This window comes from Microcystis sp. LE19-84.1B, assembly GCF_027531875.1.
GTDB classification, from domain to species: Bacteria; Cyanobacteriota; Cyanobacteriia; order Cyanobacteriales; family Microcystaceae; genus Microcystis; species Microcystis panniformis.
In genome coordinates, this window is sequence record NZ_JAPZSR010000246.1 from 12,715 (window position 1) to 33,052 (window position 20,338).

General features: G+C 42.0%; 23 protein-coding genes. 14 read left to right on the top strand and 9 right to left on the bottom strand.

Translation table 11 applies throughout. The annotated features are described in order from the left end of the window. Nucleotides 1-79: 79 nt before the first annotated feature. A complete protein-coding gene (locus O9324_RS14175) occupies nt 80-688 on the top strand; it encodes a rhomboid family intramembrane serine protease (protein WP_288140533.1) in 609 nt (202 codons plus the stop codon). On the opposite strand, the gene O9324_RS14180 is transcribed toward O9324_RS14175, so the two are convergent. After that, nucleotides 685-1,011 carry an antibiotic biosynthesis monooxygenase family protein gene (locus O9324_RS14180; protein ID WP_002759792.1) on the bottom strand — a complete coding sequence of 109 codons (327 nt, stop codon included), beginning with the start codon at nt 1,009-1,011 and terminating at the stop codon, nt 685-687. The two genes, O9324_RS14175 and O9324_RS14180, sit on opposite strands and share 4 nt — an antisense overlap. Nucleotides 1,012-1,171: 160 nt before the next feature. On the opposite strand from O9324_RS14180, the gene O9324_RS14185 reads away from it, so the two are divergent. Then, nucleotides 1,172-1,714 carry an NADPH-dependent FMN reductase gene (locus O9324_RS14185; protein ID WP_288140504.1) on the top strand — a complete coding sequence of 181 codons (543 nt, stop codon included), beginning with the start codon at nt 1,172-1,174 and terminating at the stop codon, nt 1,712-1,714. Here the strand turns inward: O9324_RS14185 and folB are convergent. Then, a complete protein-coding gene (gene folB / locus O9324_RS14190) occupies nt 1,701-2,057 on the bottom strand; it encodes a dihydroneopterin aldolase (RefSeq protein WP_288140505.1) in 357 nt (118 codons plus the stop codon). The genes O9324_RS14185 and folB overlap by 14 nt on opposite strands. Before the next feature lie 94 nt (nt 2,058-2,151). Next, the gene (locus tag O9324_RS14195; RefSeq protein ID WP_288140506.1) at nt 2,152-3,135 is read right to left on the bottom strand and encodes a glycosyltransferase family 2 protein; all 984 of its coding nucleotides are present in this window, start codon (nt 3,133-3,135) and stop codon (nt 2,152-2,154) included. A gap of 265 nt (nt 3,136-3,400) precedes the next feature. Between O9324_RS14195 and O9324_RS14200 the strand changes: the two genes are divergently transcribed. The 8 genes from O9324_RS14200 (at nt 3,401) to O9324_RS14235 (ending at nt 10,594) form a co-directional block, all read left to right on the top strand. After that, nucleotides 3,401-4,321, top strand: a complete 921-nt coding sequence (locus O9324_RS14200) for a glycosyltransferase family 2 protein (protein WP_288140507.1) — start codon at nt 3,401-3,403, stop codon at nt 4,319-4,321. A 14-nt stretch (nt 4,322-4,335) separates the two neighbouring features. Beyond that, nucleotides 4,336-5,295 (top strand): GDP-mannose 4,6-dehydratase, encoded by a 960-nt coding sequence (locus tag O9324_RS14205; protein ID WP_287730168.1) that lies wholly within the window; start codon nt 4,336-4,338, stop codon nt 5,293-5,295. 2 nt (nt 5,296-5,297) lie between these two features. Next, nucleotides 5,298-6,515 carry a glycosyltransferase family 4 protein gene (locus tag O9324_RS14210; RefSeq protein ID WP_288140508.1) on the top strand — a complete coding sequence of 406 codons (1,218 nt, stop codon included), beginning with the start codon at nt 5,298-5,300 and terminating at the stop codon, nt 6,513-6,515. A gap of 29 nt (nt 6,516-6,544) precedes the next feature. Further along, the gene (locus O9324_RS14215) at nt 6,545-7,528 is read left to right on the top strand and encodes a glycosyltransferase family 2 protein (protein ID WP_288140509.1); all 984 of its coding nucleotides are present in this window, start codon (nt 6,545-6,547) and stop codon (nt 7,526-7,528) included. Between the two features lie 27 nt (nt 7,529-7,555). Then, on the top strand, nt 7,556-8,110 hold the full coding sequence (locus O9324_RS14220; RefSeq protein WP_288140510.1) for a phycobiliprotein lyase: 555 nt from the start codon (nt 7,556-7,558) through the stop codon (nt 8,108-8,110). An 86-nt stretch (nt 8,111-8,196) separates the two neighbouring features. Further along, entirely contained in the window at nt 8,197-8,589 is a 393-nt protein-coding gene (locus O9324_RS14225; protein ID WP_288140511.1) for a MerR family transcriptional regulator, read from the top strand. 5 nt (nt 8,590-8,594) lie between these two features. Next, the gene (locus O9324_RS14230) at nt 8,595-9,815 is read left to right on the top strand and encodes a hypothetical protein (RefSeq protein WP_287730176.1); all 1,221 of its coding nucleotides are present in this window, start codon (nt 8,595-8,597) and stop codon (nt 9,813-9,815) included. Then, a complete protein-coding gene (locus O9324_RS14235; protein ID WP_147069990.1) occupies nt 9,812-10,594 on the top strand; it encodes a hypothetical protein in 783 nt (260 codons plus the stop codon). Before O9324_RS14230 ends, O9324_RS14235 begins: the two co-directional genes overlap by 4 nt. A 229-nt stretch (nt 10,595-10,823) precedes the next feature. Here O9324_RS14235 and O9324_RS14240 read toward each other — a convergent pair whose 3' ends face one another. Both O9324_RS14240 and O9324_RS14245 read right to left on the bottom strand, forming a co-directional pair. After that, a complete protein-coding gene (locus O9324_RS14240; RefSeq protein ID WP_147069992.1) occupies nt 10,824-12,239 on the bottom strand; it encodes a mechanosensitive ion channel domain-containing protein in 1,416 nt (471 codons plus the stop codon). Between the two features lie 9 nt (nt 12,240-12,248). Continuing rightward, on the bottom strand, nt 12,249-12,899 hold the full coding sequence (locus tag O9324_RS14245) for a nitroreductase family protein (RefSeq protein ID WP_288140512.1): 651 nt from the start codon (nt 12,897-12,899) through the stop codon (nt 12,249-12,251). Between the two features lie 461 nt (nt 12,900-13,360). Between O9324_RS14245 and O9324_RS14250 the strand changes: the two genes are divergently transcribed. Next, the gene (locus O9324_RS14250; RefSeq protein WP_002770587.1) at nt 13,361-14,785 is read left to right on the top strand and encodes a PP2C family protein-serine/threonine phosphatase; all 1,425 of its coding nucleotides are present in this window, start codon (nt 13,361-13,363) and stop codon (nt 14,783-14,785) included. A gap of 13 nt (nt 14,786-14,798) precedes the next feature. Here the strand turns inward: O9324_RS14250 and O9324_RS14255 are convergent, their stop codons facing one another. Continuing rightward, entirely contained in the window at nt 14,799-16,040 is a 1,242-nt protein-coding gene (locus O9324_RS14255; protein WP_288140513.1) for an AmpG family muropeptide MFS transporter, read from the bottom strand. A 307-nt stretch (nt 16,041-16,347) separates the two neighbouring features. Between O9324_RS14255 and O9324_RS14260 the strand changes: the two genes are divergently transcribed. After that, nucleotides 16,348-16,968 (top strand): GNAT family N-acetyltransferase, encoded by a 621-nt coding sequence (locus O9324_RS14260; RefSeq protein WP_287628729.1) that lies wholly within the window; start codon nt 16,348-16,350, stop codon nt 16,966-16,968. Here the strand turns inward: O9324_RS14260 and O9324_RS14265 are convergent. Beyond that, nucleotides 16,939-17,127 (bottom strand): hypothetical protein, encoded by a 189-nt coding sequence (locus tag O9324_RS14265; protein WP_287633172.1) that lies wholly within the window; start codon nt 17,125-17,127, stop codon nt 16,939-16,941. The genes O9324_RS14260 and O9324_RS14265 overlap by 30 nt on opposite strands. Beyond that, complete coding sequence (locus tag O9324_RS14270) at nt 17,060-17,239, bottom strand: hypothetical protein (RefSeq protein WP_287628728.1); 180 nt, start codon at nt 17,237-17,239, stop codon at nt 17,060-17,062. Before O9324_RS14270 ends, O9324_RS14265 begins: the two co-directional genes overlap by 68 nt. 89 nt (nt 17,240-17,328) lie before the next feature. Here O9324_RS14270 and O9324_RS14275 point away from each other — a divergent pair, with 89 nt between their 5' ends. Next, nucleotides 17,329-18,741: an LCP family protein gene (locus tag O9324_RS14275; RefSeq protein ID WP_287628727.1), complete on the top strand. Its 1,413-nt coding sequence runs from the start codon at nt 17,329-17,331 to the stop codon at nt 18,739-18,741. Nucleotides 18,742-18,835: 94 nt separating this feature from the next. Here O9324_RS14275 and O9324_RS14280 read toward each other — a convergent pair whose 3' ends face one another. Next, nucleotides 18,836-19,519: a Uma2 family endonuclease gene (locus O9324_RS14280; protein ID WP_002770580.1), complete on the bottom strand. Its 684-nt coding sequence runs from the start codon at nt 19,517-19,519 to the stop codon at nt 18,836-18,838. A 155-nt stretch (nt 19,520-19,674) separates the two neighbouring features. Here O9324_RS14280 and O9324_RS14285 point away from each other — a divergent pair, with 155 nt between their 5' ends. Beyond that, nucleotides 19,675-20,316 (top strand): Uma2 family endonuclease, encoded by a 642-nt coding sequence (locus O9324_RS14285; RefSeq protein ID WP_288140514.1) that lies wholly within the window; start codon nt 19,675-19,677, stop codon nt 20,314-20,316. The last annotated feature ends 22 nt before the right edge of the window (nt 20,317-20,338 follow it).

Below are 20,338 nucleotides of genomic sequence, written 5' to 3' on the forward strand. Positions count from 1 at the left end.
CACCTACTTAACTGGTAACTGAATCACTGATAACTGATAACTGATAACTGATAACTGATAACTGATGTGGGGGGCTATAATGGGAAAAAATAGCTCATCCATCAATCTTATGAGTCAAGGATCACGGCAAGAAATAAAAACCCAAGCAATAATCCTCGCTACCTTTGTGGCGATTTTTTGGCTGTTAGAGATTTTAGATCAATTTGTTTTTCGGGGCAGTTTAGACTATTTCGGGATTATTCCCCATCAAGTCATCGGATTGCGGGGTATTCTTTTCGCACCTTTCCTACACGGTGACTTTCCCCATCTTATCGCTAATACGGTTCCTTTCCTGATTCTCGGTTGGTTGGTGATGTTACAGGAAACCAGTGACTTTTTTATTGTGACTGGGTTAACTATGCTGGTGGGGGGGTTAGGAGTCTGGTTATTTGCTACTCCTGGATCCATCCATATCGGGGCAAGTATCTTGATTTTTGGCTATTTAGGTTTTTTATTACTGCGAGGCTATTTCCAGAGAAATATTCCTTCTATACTCTTGTCAATTCTAGTCTTCTTACTCTACGGTGGCACAATTTGGGGCGTTTTGCCTTCCCGTCCGGGGATTTCTTGGCAAGGACATTTATTTGGCTTTCTAGGCGGGGTTTTAGCCGCCAAATTAATCGCCACCGAAAAGAAACATTATCCCTAAATGGGGGAACCTTCTATCTCGCTACATACTTCGTAAAAATCGGTGACAGGAGGTTTCGCAAACAGAGGAGCCATGGATTTCAGCAATAATTCATGGGCTTCGCTTTTATTTGCCTCCATATCATCGATTTTATCCCAGATGATTACGGCAATTCCTTCGTCGGTTCCGGGTTTTTGCAACAGAAAAGCCCCCTGGAATCCCGTAGAATAGGTGGAAACGGCCTTTTCGTAGAGTTTTTGGGCCTCGGAAAAACACCCCGGTTTAAATTCACCAATAGCCACATAGGCGTATTTATGTTTGAGAAAATCGAGAAATTCTGGCATGGCAATCAGGGGAAATGGAATAAATCTTTCTTTCTATTCTCATTAAAACTTAGATCGATCGCTCCCCCCGCCCCATCGACATATTTTTTTAACTAAGCTTCCCCAATTGTCTCTTTTTTTGTTAGCTTATATGTAGTCGTTATGAGTTCGTATAAATTCTATGATCAAAATTGTTGGTATTAATGGCAGTTTACGCCCGGGATCCTATAGTGCGATGGCGTTAGAAGTTGCTATCAGTCGAGTAGGGGCGTTAGGAGTAGAAACGGAGATAATTGACCTGAGAAAACTCTCTTTACCCTTCTGTAACGGGGGAGATGACTATTCTGACTATCCCGATGTGGCCAAAATGCAGCAAACGGTTAAATCGGCAGCGGGATTAATTTTGGCGACACCAGAGTATCATGGCAGTGTCAGTGGTGTGATGAAGAATGCCCTAGATTTAATGAGTTTTGAGGAGTTATCGGGAAAGGTTGCTGGGTTAATCAGTGTTTTAGGCGGCCAATCCAATAGTAACGCCCTAAATGACTTAAGAATCATTCTCCGTTGGGTTCACGCTTGGGTAATTCCGGAACAAATTGGCTTAGGACAAGCGTGGAAAGTCTTCAACGAAGAAGGAGAAATCCTTGACGAGAAGCTTTCCCAACGTTTTGACGCTTTTGCGCGAAGTTTAGTCGATAATACCCGTAAACTCAACGATATCTAGTAATATCGATGGTGATTTTACCGGTGAAATGGGGAATTGGGGCGGCAGGTTTCGATAATTGTACTCTTACCTGTCGCACTCGATCGAGTTGTAGGATATCCTCAGCGATAACCGTGGCCAATTTTTCCACTAGGGCAAATTTGCTGGTTTCAATCTGGTGTTTGACAATTTCGATCGCCTGTCGATAATCTAGAGTATCTTCAATTGCGTCACTTTTGCCAGCAATGCTGATATCAACTTCTAGGGATAAATCCACCTCAAACCATTGACCTAAAACCTGTTCTTCGGCCAGATATCCTGTGTAACCGTAGGCACGAATTCCTGTAACATGAATAGTATCCATAGATAGTTAATTTTTAAAACTGGTAGCGTTGGTCACAAAAATGAAGTGTAACCTAATTTGGTATCGACATAAGATAACTGCTATAAATTATAGTTTATACAGATCTCACCTGTTCGGCGTAATCTTTGGGGCGTAGTTGACGGAAACCTTGAAAAGCTAATTGTCTCAAGTTCAGAGGTAAATAGGAAAGCAGTAAACCTAGTCTGGCCCGTCGGGATTTTCCTGACAATTGCGAGGCTTTTTCTATTAAAACTCGCCCAGCTTCGGTTTCTCCCTTTTCAATTAACTTTATTCCCAAAGATTCCTGTAAAAAAGCCGCCTTTTTCACTCTTTCTTCCTCTAATTTTACATCATTAAATTGATAACTTTCTGTACAAAACAATTTTGCTTGCAAAAAGTGAACTGCTTGTTTTAAGCTAGTTTGACCGCCATGGAAACGATATTCCATTAATAATTCTGGCAGAAAATAAGCTTGTTTTCCCGCTAAAGCTAAACGCACTAATAAATCAAAATCTTCACAACCATCCGCTTGAGAGCGCATATAATCCACATCGACTAAAGATTGATAACGAAAAAGAGTCGAACCCACCTGTAAACTTTGATAGGAAAAAGTTTGTCTTTGTAAATCAGGAATAATCCCTTGTTGTAATCTGTCTTTGCCCCATTTAGCTGAATTTGCTTGGGTTGCTGAGGCAACTTTTTGTCCAAATTTATCAATAATCCAGTGATCGGTACAGACAAAATCAACGTTTTTTTCTTGATCTAAAATAGGGACAGTTTTCGCTAAAAATTCAGGAGTTAGTCCATCATCATCATCGAATTTAATAAAATATTCTCCCCGAGCAGCCGTAAAACCCGATCGCATATTTAAACTTCTACCAAGATTTTGGGGATGACGCAGATAAATTATTCTCGAATCCAGAAATGCTGCCACCACTTCTGGGGTATGATCAGAAGAACCATCATCACAAACAATTAACTCAAAATCTTCATAAGTCTGCCGCAAGACACTATTAATCGAATAGCTGAGATAATCGGCGCGGTTATAGGTGGGAATACAAATAGTTACTTTCGGCATAATATTTTCAGTTATCAGTTATCAGTTATCAGTTATCAGTGGAGAGTGTTATAGCAGTTATCTTCATGGTGAGATAGGAAGTTTTCCTTTTGGGGAGTCGGTCGTCAATACCAAATTAGGTTATACTTCATCTTGACGAGAAACTCTATAAGTAAAAAGCAATCTCCTGTCTCCTGTGTCCTGTCTCGGAGTCTCCTCAAGCATTTTTACATTTTTGCAAAGGAATGTTAAGTTTTAGGGTATTGAATGAGTAACCTTGATAGCCATGGCTCCTAAAATAGCAGGGATTATCTGTACCCACAACCGCGATCACTACCTAGCAGCAGCGATCGATAGTCTTTTAGCGCAAACCTGCCCAGATTGTGAGATTTTAGTCGTTGATAACGCATCCACCGATAAAACCCGTCAAGTGGCCGAGTCACGTCTGGGAGATGGGCGGCTAAAATACGTTTACGAACCTATTTTAGGGCTATCTACCGCCAGAAATCGCGGGGCGAAGGAAACTAGAGCGCCGATTTTAGCTTATTTGGATGACGATGCGATCGCTAGTCCTCAATGGTTGCAAATTCTGTTAAATGCTTACGAAAATAACGAAAAACTGGCAGTAGCAGGGGGAAAAGTCACCTTAATTTGGCCGCAAGGCTACAGTCAACCCAATTGGTTATCCGATGAGTTAGCAGGGGGTTTAGGGGCTTTCGATTTGGGCGACAATGTGGTATATATCAGCCAAGCGAATTTAACTCCGCGAGGGGTTAATTACTCAATTCGGCGAGATTTCTTGGAGAAGATTGGCGGTTTTGACCCTAATTTGGGAAGAATTGGCAAAAAACTTCTATCTAACGAGGAATTATACACCACAGAACTGGCACTGGCCCAGGGATGGCAAGTGGGCTATTTTCCCGCAGCACTGGTGGAACACAATGTTGCCCCAGAAAGAATCAATCGTCAATGGTTTATGCGTCGCAGTTGGTGGCAAGGCATCAGCGAACACTACCGGGAAGAAGTGGCAGGAAAGACGGGATTGGCTCAATTTGGGCGAGGAGGTGAGCGTTTAGTGAGAGGATTGATTAAATCTGTCAAATTTATCAATGATCCTGCTAAAAGCTTTGATAATCTGCTCTATGCCTATGGACAAATCGGTTATTTAAGCGAAGCCGCCAAGGCGATGTTAAACCCTCAAAAGTAAATTATTGTAAATAAATGAGTAAAAAAGCGTTAATTTGTGGTATATCGGGGCAGGATGGAGCCTACCTAGCCGAATTACTGTTAAAAGCAGGCTATACAGTTTGTGGCACCTCCCGGGATGCCCAAATGTCATCTTTTAGTAACCTGAAACGTTTGGGAATCAAGGAACAGGTAAAACTAGAATCGATGGCACTGAACGACTTTCGCAGTGTCCTACAGGTCTTAATTAAAATTCAGCCCGATGAGGTCTATAATTTGGCTGGACAAAGTTCTGTGGGTTTATCCTTCGAGCAGCCAGTGGAAACCTTAGAAAGTATTGCCACGGGAACCTTAAATCTCTTAGAAGCAATTCGATTTACCAGAGCAAAAATTAAATTATATAATGCAGGATCGAGTGAATGTTTCGGGGATATCGGCGATAATTCTGCCGACGAAAATACCCCTTTTCGTCCTCGCAGTCCCTACGCTGTGGCCAAATCGGCGGCTTTTTGGGAAGTGGCTAATTATCGAGAAGCCTACGGAATTTTTGCCTGTTCAGGCATACTTTTCAATCATGAATCTCCCCTGCGTCCCGAGCGCTTTGTTACCCAAAAAATTATTGCTGCCGTGGCTAGAATTGCCCAAGGAAGTCCCGAGAATTTACACTTAGGAAATATGGATATTCAAAGGGATTGGGGTTGGGCACCGGAGTACGTTGAAGCGATGTATTTAATGCTGCAACAGGAGCAACCCGATGATTACGTCATTGCCACGGGAGAAAGTTCAAAACTGGAGGATTTTGTGGCCACAGCTTTTGCTACTGTTGGCTTAAATTGGCAAGATCATGTAATTTCCGATCGAAGTTTATTAAGACCAACAGATTTAGCCATTAGTCGCGGCAATCCCAACAAAGCTAAGGAAAAATTAGGTTGGCAAGCACAATACAAAATGACTGATATTGTCCGCATGATGGTAGAAAATCGTTTAGAGAAATAGCCATGAATATCTTAATGATTAGTTCCACCTTTCCCTATCCACCCAGCAAAGGAGGAACTCAGGGCAGAACTTTTAATTTACTCAAGTATCTCAGCAAAAATCATGATATTACTCTCATCGGTCAGCGTACTGCTGATGTCAGCGATGAGGAGGTAGAAAAGTTAGGTAACTTTGTTAGTGAATTGGTAGTTTTTCCCCGTCCTCAAGATGCCACAACTGGAATAATTGCTAAACTGCAAAGATTAGCTCAATTCCTGAAAACGGGAACCCCTCCCAATGTACTTTTTGGCTATTCTCAAGAGATGCAGAACTGGATAGATAGGGCAGTTAAGAGTCAAAAATTCTCAGTCATTACCAGTGAACATAGCGTTAATGAAATTTATATTCGTTCCGAATGGCAACGGCAAATTAGGACAGTAATTGATGTGCATAGTTCCCTCTATCAAACCTGCAAAAGTCAATTAGAAATTGGGATTTCTAGTCAAAAATTACGGGATCGTCTCTACCTTCCTCTCCTGCGTCGCTACGAACAAAAAACTGTGCAGAAATTCTCAAAAATTGTCGTCACCACCGATGATGATCAAAAACAAATGCGAGAATTCGCTCCTAAGAAAGAGATTTATTTAATTCCTAATGCAGTCGATTTAGATTTATTTCCCTATCGTACCGAGGAGCCTGCTGGACATAATTTAGTGTTTATCGGTGGGTTAGATTATTGGGTTAATATCGATGCGGCCTGTTTTTTAGCTAGGGAAATTTTACCTCGTATTCAAATTACTTACCCCGATACTACTTTAACTCTAGTCGGTGCTAATCCATCCCTAGAAGTGCAAGAATTAACTAAGTTAAAAGGAGTGATTGTGACGGGACGAGTACCATCAATGACCACCTATCTTCATCAGGCAACTGTGGCAGTTATTCCCCTAAGAACGGGTTTTGGAATGAAGTTTAAAACCCTAGAATCTATGGCTGCGGGAGTGCCGGTGGTGGCCAGCGATCGAGGTTTAGAAGGGTTAACAGTGGAAGGAAATAATGTTCCTTTAGCAGCCTTAAGGGCTAATAGTATTGAGGAATATTGTACGGCGATTAGTAGTCTTTTTGAATCGGCAGAGTTACGAGAAAAATTATCTAGAAACGCTCGCAAGTTAATCGAAGATAATTATACTTGGCAGCAAGCATCCACTAAGTACGAACAAGTTTTGACTGCTGATATTTGTTAGACAATTTCTCTAGTTTTTTGTCAATTAATATGCTATCAAATCAAATACCGGTGAAAATCTCTGTTGTTGTTCCTCTGTATAACGAAGAAGAAAATATCGATGCTCTCTTTAGGCGACTTTTAGCGGTTTTAGAGACAGTAAATACCAGTTATGAGGTCGTTTGCGTCAATGATGGTAGTCGTGACAATACTCTCAAAAATCTCCTGGAATATCATCAACTTTACCGACAAATTAAAGTGGTTAATTTATCCCGTAATTTTGGTAAAGATATTGCCATGTCAGCAGGAATTGATTACAGTCAAGGGATGGCAGTAATTCCTATTGATGCTGATTTACAAGATCCCCCCGAATTAATTGCCGAAATGATCGAAAAATGGCAGCAGGGTTATGATGTGGTTTATGCGTCCCGTCGGGTTAGAATTGGCGAAAGTTGGTTGAAACGTTTTACAGCAGAAGGTTTCTATCAAGTCATTAATAAATTAAGTCGGGTTCCTATTCCCCCTAATACGGGAGATTTTCGCTTGATTGATCGCCGAGTGGTAGAATCAATTAAAAAGATGCCCGAACGTCAAAGATTTATGAAAGGAATATTTGCTTGGGTGGGATATAAACAGACATCAATTTTATTCGATCGAGAACCCCGGTATCAAGGACAAACTAAATGGAATTACTGGAAATTATGGAATTTTGCCATCGATGGTATTACCTCTTTTAGTTTTTTACCTCTAAAAGTCTGGACCTATGTAGGATTTATCATTGCACTTGTTAGTCTTGTTTATGCTAGTTTTTTAATGCTCAGGACTATTATTTTAGGAATCGATGTACCCGGGTACGCTTCTCTGATGGTTGCTATCTTATTTTTAGGAGGAATTCAATTACTGACTCTTGGTATTATTGGCGAATATATTGGCAGGGTTTATGAGGAAGTAAAGGGCCGGCCACTTTATCTTGTTCGAGATTGTTATGGTTTTGAAAATCGGGAACAAGTTACTGATAAAATAACTCAAAATTAAAATACTGACAAGAGGAGAATTAAGTCTATGAATCCTGAAGTTTTTCAGCAATTTTTTGTCTATTGTGTCGGTAGTTGGCAAACGGAAAGAACCTATCATTATCTAGCTGCTCAAGAAGTGGAACGTTCCCGTACTGAATTCCTCATTCAACCCCTGACTAGGGAGATTAAACAGAAAGTTCTGACAGATAATAACTATCCTGATATTGCGGATTTAGAAAGTATCCCCGGGTTTAATTTAGGTTTCTATACCATCTCGGAAAAAGGGGAAGAAGTGCGACAAAATCTTAATCTTTTATTTGTGGTTAAAGCAGAAAATAACGGTTATTTAGAAGGGGATTATCTTCGTGATCGCGCCTACGAAGAAGCAAGACCAATTATCTCCGCTTTTCGCTTTGATTCCACTACCAGAGAGTTATTAATGACCACCAATTATACTCGCAGTGTTTCCGTGGATTCAATTACTTTAATCAATCCAGACCTGCGAATTCGCAAAATTATTAACTATCAACGTCCCAAGGAGGGGGAACCCTTGGAAAAAGTTCTCTTGGTCGGTTTTGGAGTTGAGTGTAAAGTCAGTTAAAAAAATATTTCTTTCCCCCCCCCTTGATTCTCCAGTCAGGGGGAGATTTTATAATAGGGTAACGATAGGATTAAGTAGCAAAAATAATGCTCAGAATCGGTCAACTTTCCCTAGAAAGTGGTGTTTCGATTAAAACGATTCGTTATTATGAGGAATTAGGACTAATTCAGTCCCCTGAGAGAACAGAGGGAAAATTTCGCCTATTTACTCCCGATACTGTCCATCGCTTGCTATTTGTCAAGAGATTACAATCTTTGGGTTTAAGTCTGCAAGAAATCCGCGAATGTTTAATAATTCATGACCATGGTGAGTTACCCTGTGGAGATATTCAGGAAAAATTAATTAAACATATTGCTGAGATCGATCAACAAGTGGAACAATTGCTTTTATTGCGTCAACAATTAACCGAAACCCTGCAAGAATGGACGGATACACCTGTAAAAGACGATCAATTTATTTGCCCTAATCTCAAGGTTTAACTATCATGAAAAAGTTGATTTTATTGGTAACTGTAGCACTGATTTCTACTCCTGTAATTGCTCAACATTTACATCTTGATTTACCTCAAACTCAGACTTTACAAGCAATTACTGACAATATACCAGCTTGGATGTATAACAAGCAACGTAATCATATTTATCCCCAAAGAGGGGTTTATAACAATGCAATTTATAATGTCAGAGATTTAGCTTTAGACTTGAATGCGATCGCTGTTGGTCATGCCTTTGCTTACGAAGATATCGTAACGGGAAAAGCGAAAGATTTAGAAACTAAGACATACCAAAAAATTAATTGGGTTTTAAAAAATCCGCCTAAATTTATGCCCGACGAGGGTAATATTTCCCCAACTTTTGGCAGAAAATACGGTGTTTTAGAACAGGTTTTCGAGTGGGCGCATATTTTCCATGCTCAAACCGTTGATGTTTTAGCCAGCAGCAAATTAACCAACAAGGAAAAAGAGGCGGAAATTGAAAAATTATATCAATTTTACTTGACAAAAGTTCCCTATGCGATTACGGGATTACCGATGAATATGGGTTATCTGGATTCCCAGCCTTATTCTAAAGCCTTTCGCCAGAAATATCCGAAAGTTAATGGCTTATTTTGGGGCTACCATTGGTTACAAGGAACAATGTATGACTTGCTCTATGAGAAGACGCTAGAAGAACAAAAACAAGCTTATAAACAGGTAGGAAAACAATACCATAGTCAGGAATTGTATCGCACCGATCGAGCTTTTATGCCGATGTTTGCCGAACTTAGTCCCAAGTTTGCCCGACGTTTTCCCGAAATATCTAACACCTTCGATAACCTGCATATGTTGCACGATATGGTTAATGATATTCTGGCATCAGCTTGGCTAACTCCCCAACAAAAAGACGAACAAATTACCCGCGCTATTTGGTTAGTAATGGCCGCTAATCATCAAGGAATGGCAGCAGGAAAAAATTATGGTGGTGAAGGACTACATGATCATCGTTTTGAGTCAGGAATTCCGGGGATGGGATTAATGCCAGCAGATATTTCTCACGAAGGTCATAATCACGACAATCCTCATAATTCTGAGAAAAAACCTGATAATTCTCAGGGAGATGAGGGGGGAGATCACCAACACCATAATCACGAAAATTACTCTCCAGAAAACCCTCCTAATACAGAGAAAAAACCTGACGACAGCAATGATCAAGAGGAACTGAAAAAATGAGAAGATTTTTATTAATTGCTGTGGGTTTAGTTGCCAGTTTTACTAATCCAGTTTTTGCCAACGATCATAACAATCTTGATTCCGGTCGTCCCCTTTCTTTTGATGATGCTGAAAGTCTTGGTTTTGGGGAAAAATCGATAGAATTTGGAGGAAGTCTAGTCTTTCCTGAAAATAGTAATCTTGGGGGTGATTTTGATATTGAATACCTCAACGGTATTATTCGCAATGGTCATATTATTATCGGCATCGATCCGCAGGTGGGAGGTCGAGTTAATAGTGATGATACGGATTTTGATGTGGGAAATTTATCTGTAGGTTTTTTCTATAATTTCAATCGTGAATACGATAATGTTCCCGCTTTTGCCATTCGTACCGATTTAGGATTACCGACGGGAAATAATGCTAGGGGATTAGATTTTCGTCTGCGGGGAATTGCCAGTAAAACTGTTGGTCAATTCCATCGCTTGCATCTTAATCTCGATTTAAACATAAAAACCGATCCCGATGACGGCGATCAATCTTTTTTACCGGCAGCAATTCTCGGTTACTCGCGACCAATTGGTTATCCGAAACGTTTTGATCGCACTTTTTTAGCAGAATTGGGCGTAATTACCAGCGATAATAGTCATGGTGGGGTTTTAATTCGCACTGGTATGGGAATTCGTCAGCAAATTAATCGCCAAGGTGTGATCGATTGGGGTATCGAGGGATATATTGCCACTAATGGCCATGCTCAAAGTCAATTAAAGTTAAAAATCGGTTATTCTTTCGGATTTTAGGATTTTTCCCTAGCCTGCTATTAAAAGCTAAAATAGATGAAGTATAACTTAAATTTTGGTTTGACTGGGAGTATGAGGGGGTTTGGAAGTCCACATCTTCTCATCCCTGAAAACAACAGGGATATCTTACCAGTTGTCCGCAGGTAGCGACTCCCTATCCTCAGTTTCGTACCTCATCATTAAGATAACTGCTATAGGAGAAAGGCTGTAAATCTGTTCTCATCCCCTTTTAAGCCGCAAAAAAGCTCTTTAACCGTTGTCGCAGCCAAGAGACGGGATTTTTCAGGTCTTCCGAGTCTAAAAGCCCCATTTCTCGCAATTTCTGCTGACATTCGCCCAATTCCTCCTGACGTTGGGCGATTGCCTGAGTGAATTCCTCCGCTAGAGCCGGATAAGTAGTGATAAGATGCTGAAACCCCTGACGATCGAGCAAAAATAACAAGGTTTCCCCCACTGCTTGCATAGTGGTGGGATAGGGAACCTCTAACATTAACGGTAATTCCCCAAAATATTGACCTTTATTAAAAGTAAAAATCTTACGACTGATTTTATCGTTTTCATAAAAAGCATCCATTTGTCCCTGCAAAACAATACAGAAATAATTAGTTCTTTCTCCCTGTCTAATTAAAATATCCCCGTCATGCAGATGTTTACGACAACCCATTTCAATTAATACACGCAATTGCAGATCGTTAAAATGTTTAAAGTAACTCACCTCCAATAACATTTCTTTTAACGATAGCGGTTTTGAAGGTTTAACTATCTCCTGATCCTGTTCCTTAACTGCCTCAAAACTGTCGGTATTATGCAACCATAACTCTCGCTGGGGAAAAGGAATCGTTATGCCCCGATGACGCAGATTATGCTCGATAATGAAGTGTAGGGAACTTCTCATAAAAACGGCCCGTTCGACTTTTTCCACCCATACCCACAACTCAAAATTTAAAGCACTATCACCAAAACCGTTAAAAATCACCTTGGGAAGCGGATTAAAGGCAATTTCTACCGACATATAGGCTGATTGCAGCAGAATTTCCGTCACTATCAAAGGATCTGTACCGTAGGCAACTCCCACCGGCACAATGACTCGAATGCGCGAGTCGGGATAATGCCAATTCTGGACGCGATTGCTAGTTAAGATTGTGTTAGGAACGATTAACTCTGCACCATCAACAGTGCGAATGGTGGTAGAACGAATCGATATTTCCCGGATATAACCCTTTGTTTGCTCAAATTCGATAAAATCGCCCACTTTTAACTTGCGTTCCACCAACAAAGTTAAACCACTGGTGAGATTTTTGGTTAACTCCTGCAAACCGAAACCGATACCCACCCCCAAACCACCGGCTAAAACAGCGATCGAAGCGAGATTGAATCCAGTCAATTGTAGGGCGATAATATAACCAAAAGCCCCAAAAGCGAAACTAGCCAGAGTTGCGATCGCTTCTCGATTACCTTCATCAAAACCGATACTTTTCAGCAGACGATTTTTTAGTAAACTTTTAAAAGCGATCGTCAGACAGGTGACAAGAACAAACAGTACAAGAATACCAATAGTCCAACCAAGAGTGATCGACACTCCCCCAGCGCGCCAAAGGGGAGTGTTAAAAAAGGGCGTTAACCAAGCTGAGGGAGAGAAAGTCATCGCTAAAGTTTAGATTTGATAGGGATTACCCAAGCGATCCACAAAAACATTGTAATCTAAGGGTAAACGCCCCGGATTAAGCCGTGGTTCCGCCGCGTAACCGATGGGAACGACAACAGCGATCGCCAGATCGGGATGATCGGCAGCACCAATCACAGCTTTTACCTTGTCCTCGATCCAACCGTTGAGAAAACAACTAGATAAACCGAGACTTTCGGCAGCTAAAACCAGATGAGTGGCGGCGATCATGGCATCTTTAATCGCGTATTCCCGGGTTTTTTCGCCTAAATTCTTTTGAAATCCCGGGATTGCCTGTTGAAAATATTTTACCGTGCCTTCGCCCCAGGCACCTGTACTGAGAGCCTGTTCATAGATGGGAGTTAGATCTCCCCCTCCTGCGGCAGCATCGGCAGCGAAAACAAAAGTAACCGGCGCTTGGATAATTTGCTTTTGTCCCCAAGCGGCCTCGGCTAAAGCGGCCTTTTGTGCCTCATCTTGTACTAAAATAATTCGCCAATCTTGGATGTTGAAACTACTAGGTGCGGCAACGGTTAATTCTACTAGGGTTTTCAGCAGTTCCGGGGCGATGGGATCGGTGGTAAAAGTTTTAATGGAACGACGTTGATTAATCGCCGTGGGAACATCGAGAGGCAAGGTCATAAAGTCAATGGATTGAGTTACATATTCCTAACTATTATAAGGTCAAGCTATCAGCCTCAGACTTCGGTGTGACAAAACAGAAATGGGGTGCATCTCACATTTGCAGAAATACCGACAATCAGCAATTATCAGTGACTTTTAAATGATGACAAATGTATCAGCAGCTGTCTGTAAGCATCCCACCGAAAAACTAATGCGCTCCAGGGTTTGGGGGGTAGAACCCCCCAAAAGCTGGGATTGAGTGATAAAATCGAAAGTAATGCCCAATTTTAAAAGAGAGTTTCCCCTGAAAAATCCCAACTTAGTAGATTGACAAAAATGAGATGCACCCACAGAAATAGTAAAACATCAGGGTTAAATTGTGGCAGTCAGGAAAAGATCCACTATACTGTTAGACTTAAACAGGTCATAACCCAATGACCATCTAGCTATAATCATGTCACCGCCACAAAAATCATTTTATGCTTTCTGAGCCGGAACCGAGCGACACTCTCACCACTGCCACCGTCAATATGGGCGATCAAAATACCGATATCAAGCCAATTTTAGCTTTAAAAGAGTTGGTAGCCAGTTTATATCGTGAACAAAACAAAGTTCAAAATCTTTTAAGTTCCCTCGGTTTTGCCCTGCGGAGTTTCAATAATTTAAACCAATTCCTCGATCTTACCCCCTTGATGGCCGCACGAGTGGCAGATGCAGAAGGAGGGGCGTTGATTTTGAGCAAAAATAACGGTCAAGTGGCGCTCGATCAACTCCATTGCCAAGATAATCAAATTAATGGGGAACTACGCCGACAATTAGAGGCAATTATCCGACAATTAAACCAAGAAGCGGCACTTGAGAATAAAAATAATCGATCGCTTCTCGATAGTCTCGACCATAAAATCCGGCAAACTCTCGGACAGGGTACGCAGGTTTATAGTACACCTGTTTTGGTAAAAAATAGTGAGCGGGGACGTTTATACGTTTTCAGTCGCGATCCCGATTATGGTTGGACCCCCACCCGTCGTAAACTGCTGCAGCTAGTGGCCGATCAAACGGCGGTGGCTATAGCTAATAATGAATTAACGATCGAATTACGGGCCAAGGAACGTCAGGATCGAGAGTTAGAAATCGCTTCCGAAATCCAAAATCGTCTTTTACCCCGGCAATGTCCGAAAATTCAGGGGGTAGAATTGGCAGCCCACTGCAAAACGGCTAATCGCGTTGGTGGCGACTATTATGATTTTATCCCCTGCAACTACGATCAATTTAAACCGGCAACGGAGGCGGAAAGGGAAGCCAGTACCGCTCCTTGGAGTATAGTGATCGGTGATGTCATGGGTAAAGGTGTCCCGGCAGGATTATTGATGACCATGACCCGGGGAATGTTGCGAGCGGAAGTGTTAAATCGTCACTCCCCGGCCCAGATTTTGCGTCATCTCAATCGGGTTATGTATGCCGATCTCGATAATTCTCATCGTTTCGTGACATTATTTTATTCCGAGTATGATCCCCTGACGCGCCGTCTTGGCTACAGTAATGCTGCCCATTATCCCACCCTCTGGTGGCGGGCTAAAACGGGAGAGTTAGAGCCTCTCGACACGGAAGGGACATTAGTTGGTTTAGAGGCCGATTCTATCTATGATGATGCCCAAGTGCAATTAGAAGCGGGAGATACGCTGATTTATTATACCGATGGCTTTACCGATGCAGTTAACTCGCAAGGGGAAAGATTTGATCAGAAAAATTGGCTATCGGCAGTTAAAGAAGCCTGTCAACAGTACACCGATCCCGAACAGATTCTAGAATATTTATTTGGAAAAGTGGCCGCTTTTACCGGGTTGGGAAATGACAGTAGCGACGATATGACTTTAGTAGTTATGCGAGTGAAATCGGAAGAATAAATCATCAATTAGCTCAATTCTCCTCTTGCCAAGGAGCAAATAAAGGCAATAAAGCTAACCCGGGTAAAGCGGCAATTACCGTGATTAAAAAGAACCACTGCCAACCGATTGCCTCGGCTAAAACTCCGGAGGGAGCCACCAAAATATCGCGACTAAAGGCCATTAAACTCGATAAAAGGGCGAACTGAGTAGCGGTAAAACGAGCATTGCAAAGACTCATTAAAAAAGCCACAAAAGCGGCAGTGCCTAAGCCGCCGCAGAAGTTTTCAATATTAATAGCTAAGACCATAAAAGGATAATTTTGCCCTAAATTTGCTAAAATAAAATAGGCTAAATTACTAATAGCTTGCAAGCCGCCAAAAATCCAGAGTGATCGATTAATTCCCCAACGACTTAACAGGGAACCACCTAATAAAACTCCCACCATAGTTGCTATCATGCCCAGGCCCCCTTGGATCGCTCCGATATCGGTTTGACTGAAACCAGTTTTTAAGAGAAAAGGAGTCACCATATTATTAACTAAAGCATCCCCTAAACGATAGAGAACAATAAAGGCGAGAATGCCGATTCCTTGACCGAATCGATAGCGTTGAAAAAACTCTTGGAAAGGCAACCAAACCGCCTCTAAAAGGGTTTGGGGAGTATCATCCCTAGGGGGAGTAGCCGGGGCGAAAAAAGACCAAATAATCGTTAAAGCCATCAGTGCAGCTAGGAAAAGATAGACGAGGGGCCAGGGAAAGTGATCGGCTAAAATTAAAGCGATCGAACCAGTTAAAATTAAAGCCAAACGATAACCTAAAACCCCGATCGCTACCCCAGCACCCATCTCCCATTTTTCTAAAATATCTGTGCGATAGGCATCGTAGGCAATATCTTGAGTGGCACTAAAAAAAGCGATCAGTAGAGCATTAATTGCCAATAATTCCAAAGATTGTTTTGGTTGTTGAAAAGCCATGAAACCAATCGCTAAAGTTAAACAAATTTGAGCGATTAAAATCCAACCGCGACGACGACCAAGAAAAGGAGGAACATAGCGATCGAGTAAGGGAGACCAAAGAAATTTGAGAGAGTAGGGGAGAGCGACTAAACTAAATAAACCGATCGATTTCAGATCAACTCCTTCGGTGGTCATCCAAGCTTGCAGGGTGCGACTGGTGAGAAATAAGGGTAATCCAGAAGCGAAACCTAAGAATAACAAAGCCGCCATTTTTTGACTGCGGAACACTTGCAAATAAGCGGAAATTTCTTTGATCATAGAGGGGGATAGGAGGATAGATTAGATTAAAGAATATAGTTAATTGACCCAAAAAGAAAGAAATTAGTTCTGACTGGCATCGTCCCATCTTAACCATGGCCCAGCGATCAAAAAAAATTCCCGAAAAATAGCGGTCTTTCCCCCAACTGGGGCTATAGGCAGTAGAATGGATGAGATTTTGATTCAGTAGTCTTGAAAAATTGCGGTCTTCTCCCTAAGATAGATGCTTGATTCTCCCAACTAGCTCCCACCCCTATTTACCTTTCCCGGATAAGGACTGCCATCCCCACCTTCCCTGCCGACTCCTGTGATTAAAGTGGACTCCTGTTTTATCTCATACCTATTGTCTAATCCCTCCGACTCGGAAGCGACCGGTGACACTGCCGCCATTACCATCGAGGTGCGTTTGGCCCAAAGCCAAGATCTCAAAAGCTTGGCGGAAATTCTCACCGATAGTTTTTTCCCCACGGCCAATTATTGGTCTTTTCTGCGTCCTATCTTTAAATTGGGCATTTACGAGGACTTACGGGGACGATTGCGCGCCGATACCCCCTACTATCACTGTCTGGTAGTCAGTCAAACCAGCGTCACCGCCACGGGTCCTCAGGAAGTTATTGTCGCTACCGCGGAAATCTGCTTAAAATCCAGTTCTTTTTTAGCCGTTCCCATTCCTTATATCTCTAATTTAGCCGTTAGTCCCGATCGCCGGCGTGCCGGTCTGGCCCGGAGATTGCTGCTCAAGTGTGAACAGATCGCTAGAGAATGGGGTTTTGAGGAACTTTCCCTCCATGTTCTCGATAATAATCTAGCGGCCCAGTCACTCTACTTAAGTAGCGGTTATCGTCTGCAAAAAACCGACGGTTGGTTGAGCAATTGGTTATTTAATCGACCACAAAAGTTATTTCTGCACAAGAAAATCAGCCAATGAGGAGATAGGAGATAGGAGATAGGAGACTCCGAGACAGGTTTTAGGTGTTGGGGGTTGGAGTTTTGGGGTTTTGGGGTTTTGGGGTTTTAGTTCAATTTCCCCACTTCCCCACTTCCCCACTTCCCCACTTCCCCACTTCCCCACTTCCCCATTCCCCACTTCCCCACCAGCAAACCCTAGATATTTCGACAAAATTGCGATGCAGAACAATTATAAGGAAAAATTCTGCTATATTATCTGCTAACTCTCTAGAAAACCCGATTAGTTTCATAATCTTTTCCGGGTATCTGAGAAAAAAAATAGTTCATCTCTTTAAAATATGGTTTTAGGGAGATATTTAGTGACCGTGTGAGGCAATTTGTGGTTAATAAGACAAAATCAAGGCTTAAAAGCGGAAAATCAAGCAAATTAGCGGCTAAACCTGTTAAAAAGCGGCGATTGTCCGGTAAATGGTTCCTGACAGCCCTAGGCTTAACCGGCTGCGCCCTAGTTTCCGCTACGGCGGGCGCTATGTTGGCTGTGTCTCTCTCCTCCACACCTTTGCGACAAGCTGCTCTTAGTCCCGAAGAAGCCGCCGCTTTTAACAATCAGCAGGCCATATCCTATCAAAATCTGCAACTTCCCGCCCTCAACCGTCCCGTTAATATTCTGGTAGTTGGGGCTAAAGTGTTGACATCCGATGTCAAGGAGGCACAAACCCCAGATTTGGGTTATCATGCCCCGGTTAATTCCTTAGATGGTTTAACCGATACCATGCTGTTACTGCGTTTTGACCCCCAAAGACAGAAGTTAACCATGCTTTCCATCCCCCGGGATACCCGCACCGATATCGAGGGTTATGGGGAGAAAAAAATCAATGAAGCTAACGCCCTCGGTGGACCTGCTTTAACGGCGGAAACGGTTAGTCATCTTTTGGACGGAGTCGCTATCGATCGCTATATTCGCATTAATGTGCAGGGTGTGGAAAAATTAATTGATGCTTTGGGGGGGGTGACGGTATATGTTCCCAAAGACATGAAGTATAAAGATTTTAGTCAACACCTCTACATTGACCTGAAAAAAGGGGAACAACACCTCAACGGCGAGAAATTCCTCCAGTTTGCCCGTTTTCGTTACGATGCTAACGGCGATATCGGTCGTATCCAACGACAACAGCAATTAATGCGGTCTTTAGTGGAACAAACCCTAAAACCAGCAACTTTATTGAAAATTCCCGATATTATTAAGGTTATCCGCACTCATATCGATACTAATCTCAGTTTAGAGGAGTTACTCGCCCTAGCCGGTTTTGCCTCCAAAACTCAGCGCGCTGATGTGCAAATGCTACTGCTACCCGGAGACTTTAATGGTGATGGTCGGCAAGGGATCAGTTATTGGCTACCCAATCAAAGTAAAATTCAAGAGCTAGTGGCTCAACATTTTAACCACGGCTCTTTTATGGCTGACATCGAAGAAACCACGCAACCGACTCGCATAGCTGTGGAAGATAGCACCGATAATCCAGAAGCGGTGCAAACTCTAGTCAGATATCTGCGCTCATTGGGTTATGAAAATGTTTTTGTCTCTAAGTCTTCATCGCCAATTCTAGAAACTACCAAAATTATTGCTCAAAAAGGGGATAATTCCCTCGCTGCTGCCCTGCATAATAGCCTTGGTGTCGGGGAAGTTTTGGTGGAAAGTACGGGTAATCTCGCTTCTGATGTGACGATTAAAATCGGTCAAGATTGGCAAGAAAAATCAGCTAATCTTTCTGAGCCATCTCTGGGCAACTAAGAAAAAAATCAAGTTTATCTGGGTTATTTATTAGCGTTGGGTTTCCTGCTGCAACCCAACCTACGTTCTCAGAGAAAAATCAAGTTTATCTGGGTTATTTATTAGCCAAAGTTTGACAAAAATCTTGGTGTTCTTGACTAACTATTCCTTGCTGTAACATTGCCAAAACTTCGGCTAAATTACCCGATAATAAAGCATTTTTATCTAGCCATAATCCAGGGAAGACTTGGGAGCAAAAGATGTTATTTTGATTAGATTCTAGGGGCAAATATTCCCCATCAGTTAAGCGAAACCAATCCAATTGAACATCATAAACTCGCCAGATAATATACTCTTGCACTTCATGGCGACGATAAACTTTGAGTTTTTCGTGTAAATCGTAGGAAGCAGTAGAAGCGGCAATTTCTACGATTAATTCCGGCGCGCCTTCTACATAATCATCTTCACTAATGCTTGATTGTCCACTGGTTTCTATTCTTAATAAAGCATCTGGTTGTGGTTGATTATCCCCATCCAGTCGCACAGTAGTATTATCCAGTGTTTCTACTCCCGGTGTCGCCACTTCGTAGGCAGTTAACCAACCGATAATATTAGCGTGGGGTTTACCGTGGTTTTTGGCTCTCACCGCGGCTGCCATATAAACAACTCCTGCGATTAATTCAGCTTTTTTTAGCTGTGTCATTGCTTGATAACGGCGCTCGAATTCGGGACGAGTTAATCTATCGCCATTTTCGAGAGGGGGAATAATATGGGGGGAAACTGTGTTAGTCGATAGCATAATTTTTGGCTCATCAAGAAACTACTATCAAGGCTTAAGTTTTCTTACCAAACTCAGTTAATTTATCGATTAGGTTAAGCTGGGTATCGAGAGCATCGAAGATATCCTATACTTATTTTACAGCGTTTCTCATCATTTACCTGGAACCTTGCGCCATGTTTGCCTTAGTTTCACCAGATAAAATCGAGCTACCAGCGGGAGCCTTAGTGAGATTACCTGCCACTTGGCTAGATTATCAAACTTTGTCTCGGCAAAGGGGCGACAATTCTCGACCTAAAATCAAATATCACAATGGAGAAGTCTTGCTTATGTCTCCACTTCCCAAGCATGGACGTGATGCCCATTTAATTGCTAATATCATCACCACCTTATTGGATTATCTGGGGCGTGAGTACGAGGCTTTTACTCCCGTAACCATGGCATTACCAGAAACAAGTGGTATTGAACCAGATTATAGTTTTTATATTGACCATTGGCCAGCTATAGCAGGGAAAGCCAGAATTGACTGGGTAAATGATCCTCCCCCCGATTTAGTATTAGAAATTGATGTCACCAGTTACTCGAATGTGGATGATTATCTGCCTTATAAAGTGCCTGAAATTTGGTTGTATCGTCAGAAAAATCTCTATATTTATTGGCTAGATAATCAAGAGTATATCCCGCGCCATCAAAGTCAATATTTTCCTAACTTTAACCTACAAAATTTAGTTTCTTTCTGTGGAGAAATTGCCGACAATCGCAATAGTAGTATGGCAATTCGTCAACTAAAACAACATCTCGAAGATTTTTATAAGTAGGGAGGCACAATTATTTGTAGGA

What these genes read in the sequence shown, in the direction of transcription:
- O9324_RS14230 (WP_287730176.1), top strand. Translation starts at nt 8,595, where the DNA reads ATGAAAAAGTTGATTTTATTGGTAACTGTAGCACTGATTTCTACTCCT.
- O9324_RS14280 (WP_002770580.1), bottom strand. Translation starts at nt 19,519, where the DNA reads ATGCTATCGACTAACACAGTTTCCCCCCATATTATTCCCCCTCTCGAA.
- O9324_RS14240 (WP_147069992.1), bottom strand. Translation starts at nt 12,239, where the DNA reads ATGACTTTCTCTCCCTCAGCTTGGTTAACGCCCTTTTTTAACACTCCC.
- O9324_RS14200 (WP_288140507.1), top strand. Translation starts at nt 3,401, where the DNA reads ATGGCTCCTAAAATAGCAGGGATTATCTGTACCCACAACCGCGATCAC.
- O9324_RS14245 (WP_288140512.1), bottom strand. Translation starts at nt 12,899, where the DNA reads ATGACCTTGCCTCTCGATGTTCCCACGGCGATTAATCAACGTCGTTCC.
- O9324_RS14270 (WP_287628728.1), bottom strand. Translation starts at nt 17,239, where the DNA reads ATGAAACTAATCGGGTTTTCTAGAGAGTTAGCAGATAATATAGCAGAA.
- O9324_RS14235 (WP_147069990.1), top strand. Translation starts at nt 9,812, where the DNA reads ATGAGAAGATTTTTATTAATTGCTGTGGGTTTAGTTGCCAGTTTTACT.
- O9324_RS14180 (WP_002759792.1), bottom strand. Translation starts at nt 1,011, where the DNA reads ATGCCAGAATTTCTCGATTTTCTCAAACATAAATACGCCTATGTGGCT.
- O9324_RS14205 (WP_287730168.1), top strand. Translation starts at nt 4,336, where the DNA reads ATGAGTAAAAAAGCGTTAATTTGTGGTATATCGGGGCAGGATGGAGCC.
- O9324_RS14185 (WP_288140504.1), top strand. Translation starts at nt 1,172, where the DNA reads ATGATCAAAATTGTTGGTATTAATGGCAGTTTACGCCCGGGATCCTAT.
- O9324_RS14175 (WP_288140533.1), top strand. Translation starts at nt 80, where the DNA reads ATGGGAAAAAATAGCTCATCCATCAATCTTATGAGTCAAGGATCACGG.
- O9324_RS14215 (WP_288140509.1), top strand. Translation starts at nt 6,545, where the DNA reads ATGCTATCAAATCAAATACCGGTGAAAATCTCTGTTGTTGTTCCTCTG.
- O9324_RS14195 (WP_288140506.1), bottom strand. Translation starts at nt 3,135, where the DNA reads ATGCCGAAAGTAACTATTTGTATTCCCACCTATAACCGCGCCGATTAT.
- O9324_RS14285 (WP_288140514.1), top strand. Translation starts at nt 19,675, where the DNA reads ATGTTTGCCTTAGTTTCACCAGATAAAATCGAGCTACCAGCGGGAGCC.
- O9324_RS14255 (WP_288140513.1), bottom strand. Translation starts at nt 16,040, where the DNA reads ATGATCAAAGAAATTTCCGCTTATTTGCAAGTGTTCCGCAGTCAAAAA.
- folB (WP_288140505.1), bottom strand. Translation starts at nt 2,057, where the DNA reads ATGGATACTATTCATGTTACAGGAATTCGTGCCTACGGTTACACAGGA.
- O9324_RS14225 (WP_288140511.1), top strand. Translation starts at nt 8,197, where the DNA reads ATGCTCAGAATCGGTCAACTTTCCCTAGAAAGTGGTGTTTCGATTAAA.
- O9324_RS14210 (WP_288140508.1), top strand. Translation starts at nt 5,298, where the DNA reads ATGAATATCTTAATGATTAGTTCCACCTTTCCCTATCCACCCAGCAAA.
- O9324_RS14220 (WP_288140510.1), top strand. Translation starts at nt 7,556, where the DNA reads ATGAATCCTGAAGTTTTTCAGCAATTTTTTGTCTATTGTGTCGGTAGT.
- O9324_RS14250 (WP_002770587.1), top strand. Translation starts at nt 13,361, where the DNA reads ATGCTTTCTGAGCCGGAACCGAGCGACACTCTCACCACTGCCACCGTC.